This window comes from Sulfurimonas sp., from assembly GCF_027056685.1.
Classification (GTDB): Bacteria; Campylobacterota; Campylobacteria; order Campylobacterales; family Sulfurimonadaceae; genus Sulfurimonas.
The window spans coordinates 1-3,946 of record NZ_JALUKE010000102.1 but is presented as its reverse complement, the minus strand read 5'-3'; the positions used below and the strand labels follow the sequence as shown (position 1 = coordinate 3,946).

Here is a 3,946-nt window from a genome sequence, read left to right as displayed (position 1 = left end):
TTAGAGCATCTGCAGAAAAAGGTTTATGGTACAGTTTTGTAAAGAGGACTAAACAGTCAAGCAGAGAATCCATTCTAAGGTTTTCTACATTTGTTAAAAACATTTATATCTCCCCTTCATTTTGTATTCCTACTTTAGTATAGACACTCTCTTTATCTAGTATGGAAGTTACAAGGCTGCTCATAGCGTCTAATAGTCTATACTTTGCATACAAAATACTGTAGTTAGTATTTATGATTTGTTCTTTAGATTTTATAAGGTCATTTTGAGAAGCAAGTAAATCCAGAAGTGAACGCTGTCCAAGGGCATACTCTTTTCTGTATAAGGCTAATGTTTTTGCTGAAAAATCATGATACTCTTTTAGATGAACCATCTGCTCTTGCAGTTTTTTTTGTGAACTCCAAGAGCTGTTAATGGTTTGTAATATCTTTCGTCTAATATTATTTTGATTTTGATTCTCTTGCTCTATTTGGTTTAAACTTCTTGCAATAGCATGCTTGTCACTAAAACCATTAAATAGATTGTAAGAGAGGTATGCCATTGCACGAAAAGCATCATTATTTCCTTCTATGCCGCTTAGGTTTTTGTTCATTGATTGTGAAACCTCTATATCTACTTTTGGATAGTATTTGGCTTTTCTCTCTTTATTTGTCGCTTGTGCGCTTTTTTCGTTAAATTCACTTACTAAAAGTGAAGGGTTATGTGCCATAGCATACGCAATAATTTTTTCTTTTGTTTGAGGTAGTTTAATGGCGTTACGAGTAGCGGTTAAATTTTTTACATCTATTTTATGTCCTACAATTCTCTCTAAGGCATACTCTTTATCTAAAAGTGTATTTTCTTGCACTACAAGATTTGATTTTGCGAGTGCAAGTGAAGATTTTATTTTATCTACTTCTGAGAGTGTTGTAAAGCCAGATTTATACAGCTTGCTTACCTTATTTAGTACATCTTCATTTATCTGTACATTCTCTTGTGCTGTTTCAATAAGTTCACGATTTTTTAAAACCTCGAGGTATGCGTTTACAAAATCATATGAAGTAGTGTTTACTTTCTCTACATAGCTGTATGCTGCTGCAAATGTTTTGTACTCCTGCTCTTTTACAAGATAGGTTGTGGAGAGACCATTAAAGAGATTTTGTGTATATTTTAAAGAGTTTTGATAGACATTAAAACTGTCTGTTCGATCATTTGTATTACCGGCTTGATTATAGCGTTTTGTGTTTTCATATCCTGCACCAAGATTAAGGTCAAGTTTTGGATAGTATCCTGATTCAGCACTTGATATGTCCTCTTTTGTCGCTTTATAATTTTGCAATCTCTCCTGTATGACTGGATGGGTTGTAAGAACCTCTTGTAAGCTTGATTTCATATCCTGCGCATAAAGTGAGATAAAAAGTGATAATTGAAGTAAAAGTATTTTTTTCATTGTAGTGTCTTCTTGGTTGAGTTTAAGAGTTATTATAACGAATATTTTTTGGATTTACTCTACAATGGTGAGCAATTCTTGTATTACTTATGTAATTTGCAAGTAAATCTTATGTTATAATCGTATAAATAATAAAGATTACAAAAGAGTAGTATGTTATCATCAGAGATAGAGCAAATATTAAATAACAAAGATAAACTTCTTACGCAGATTTACTTCGATCTGCAGCGCCATTTTGAAGAGAAATATGGCAGAGATACTGTAGTGTTTATGGAAATTGGTACCTTCTTCGAAGTGTATGAAGTCAATAATGATGAAGAATGTATTGGTAAAGCAAAAGAGATAGCTGAACTGCTTAATATTCAGCTTACAAAAAAGAATAAAAGAATAGTAGAAAATTCAGAAAAAAATCCTCTCCTCGCAGGTGTCCCTGCCGTCTCATTTGAGAGATATTTAAGTCGTCTTATATCTGAGCAAAAATATACCGTTATTGTTGTCAAGCAAAAAGGCACACCTCCAAAGATAAGCCGCTATATTTCACAAATCGTCTCACCCGGTACAAACTTTGACCATATTATAGATAATGATGACAACTACATCGTATCACTCTTAATTGATAAACATCGTGATATTTACACCGTTGGTTACTCTGCCATAGATGTAACAACAGGAAAAACTTGGCTCTATGAGACACATGGAACAAGTGAAGATTCTTCGTATGCACTTGATGAGGTTTTTAACCTTTTAAATGTTTACAGAACAAGTGAAGTCGTAGTTACCTTTTTAGATGGCATAGAAGAGCAGCGTCATGTGATGCAGTACTTGGAAATTCCCGAACACTATCATTATTCGGTCAATAATAAACGCGTAAAAATCGATTTTCAAAATGAACTCTTTAAAGAGGTCTATCAGATACAGTCGCTGCTTTCACCCATAGAGCATTTGGATCTCGAACGCTCTCCAATGATAACGGAGTCTTTAGCGATTCTTATTAATTTTGTTATAGAGCATGATTATCACATAATTCAGAAAATGGCAATGCCAAAAATAATAGACAATCGCCGTTTTATGTATCTTGGAAACAATGCGCTTGATCAAATGGGAGTTATTTCAAAAGATAAAAAAGAGTTCACACTGCTAAAGATGCTTGACAAAAGTTCTACTGCAATAGGACGACGATTACTCAAAGAGCGTCTTTTAAACCCTATAATGGAGAAAGGGGAGCTTGAGCGCAGATATAATCTTATAGAGAGAGTCTCTTCTCATGTGCGTTATTTGGATGAGATGATGCGTGGGGTGTATGACTTGGAGCGTTTGGCACGTAGGCTCAATCTGGGAAGACTCCACCCATTTGAGATGAACCATATGTATGACTCGATGGTGAGTGTCAAAGAATTGATGCAGTATGTTAAAAAATATAAGATTCAAAAAACACCTTTTCATGAGAGCGAAGTAGAGGAGTTTTTACGAGATATTGCTAAAACAATTGACTTAGATATTTCACGCCGTTTTACAAACGCAACGGTCGATGAAAACTTCTTAATGAGTGGTGTAGATGAAGCCATTGACACGCTTGTCAAAGAAAACAGTGTAATGTTGCTTGCTTTTGAAGACATAGTCGGAAAAATAGAAGAGCTGTTACGTGATGTAAACGCAGCGAGTAGCACAAAAGTAGTTACTTTGGGGCTTTTAGAGAAAGAGGGCTATTATATATCTATTAGTAAAAACCGTTTTTCTCTTATTGAGGCTGCGTTTAAAAAGAGTGAATACTTTGCAGAATTTAATGTCAAAAAACTGACAAACAATGTCAAAATAACCTCTGCCTTTACTGACAAACTCTCCGATAATATTATGAAAAACCGCCGTAAAATAGTGACACTGGTAAAAGAGCGCTACATTCAACTCCAAGCACTTTTTGAGAGACGCTATTCACTGCTGTTTGGTCGTGTCATTAGCTATGTGGCAGATTTGGATGTCGGGGTGAGCTCTTCAAAAGTTGCACAAGAGTACAAGCACTCACGACCGATGATAGTTGAAGCCCAGCGTGATGAGAACTTTATGCAGATAATGCAGCTGCGTCATCCGCTTATAGAGGTGCAAGAGAGAGGAGGGCTTTATGTTCCCAACGACATAGTGATGGGAAATCGTGACTATCTTGACCTGCCTCACCCAAAAACTGTGATGCTTGATGTAAGTGTGCATGACGGGCATGAGATAAACGGTGTCCTTCTGTACGGCATTAACTCAAGTGGAAAATCTTCATTAATGAAGAGCATAGGCATCGCTGTACTTATGGCTCAGTCCGGATTTTTTGTCTCTGCTGCGGTAATGAAGTTTAGCATATTTGACTCCATATTTACGCGTATCGTCTCAAAGGACAATCTTGCAAAAGGGCTTTCAACCTTTGCGGTTGAGATGCTTGAGCTGAAAAATATATTTAACCGTGCAACGACTCGTTCTTTAGTACTTGGCGATGAGATAAGCCATGGAACTGAGACGCTCTCAGGGGTAGCAATT

The 3,946-nt window shown here is 36.1% G+C and carries 2 protein-coding genes; one reads left to right on the top strand and one right to left on the bottom strand.

Going from position 1 to position 3,946, the window contains the following annotated elements; all coding sequences use genetic code 11:
• Positions 1–103: 103 nt before the first annotated feature.
• A complete protein-coding gene (locus MVY38_RS04485) occupies positions 104–1,429 on the bottom strand; it encodes a TolC family outer membrane protein (protein WP_297483963.1) in 1,326 nt (441 codons plus the stop codon).
• Positions 1,430–1,582: 153 nt separating this feature from the next.
• Between MVY38_RS04485 and MVY38_RS04480 the strand changes: the two genes are divergently transcribed.
• Positions 1,583–3,946 (top strand): DNA mismatch repair protein (locus MVY38_RS04480; protein WP_297483962.1); only part of this gene is annotated, 2,364 nt, incomplete at its 3' end.

Excerpts from the sequence above, each read along its gene's own strand:
- MVY38_RS04485 (WP_297483963.1), bottom strand. The coding sequence starts at position 1,429 with ATGAAAAAAATACTTTTACTTCAATTATCACTTTTTATCTCACTTTAT.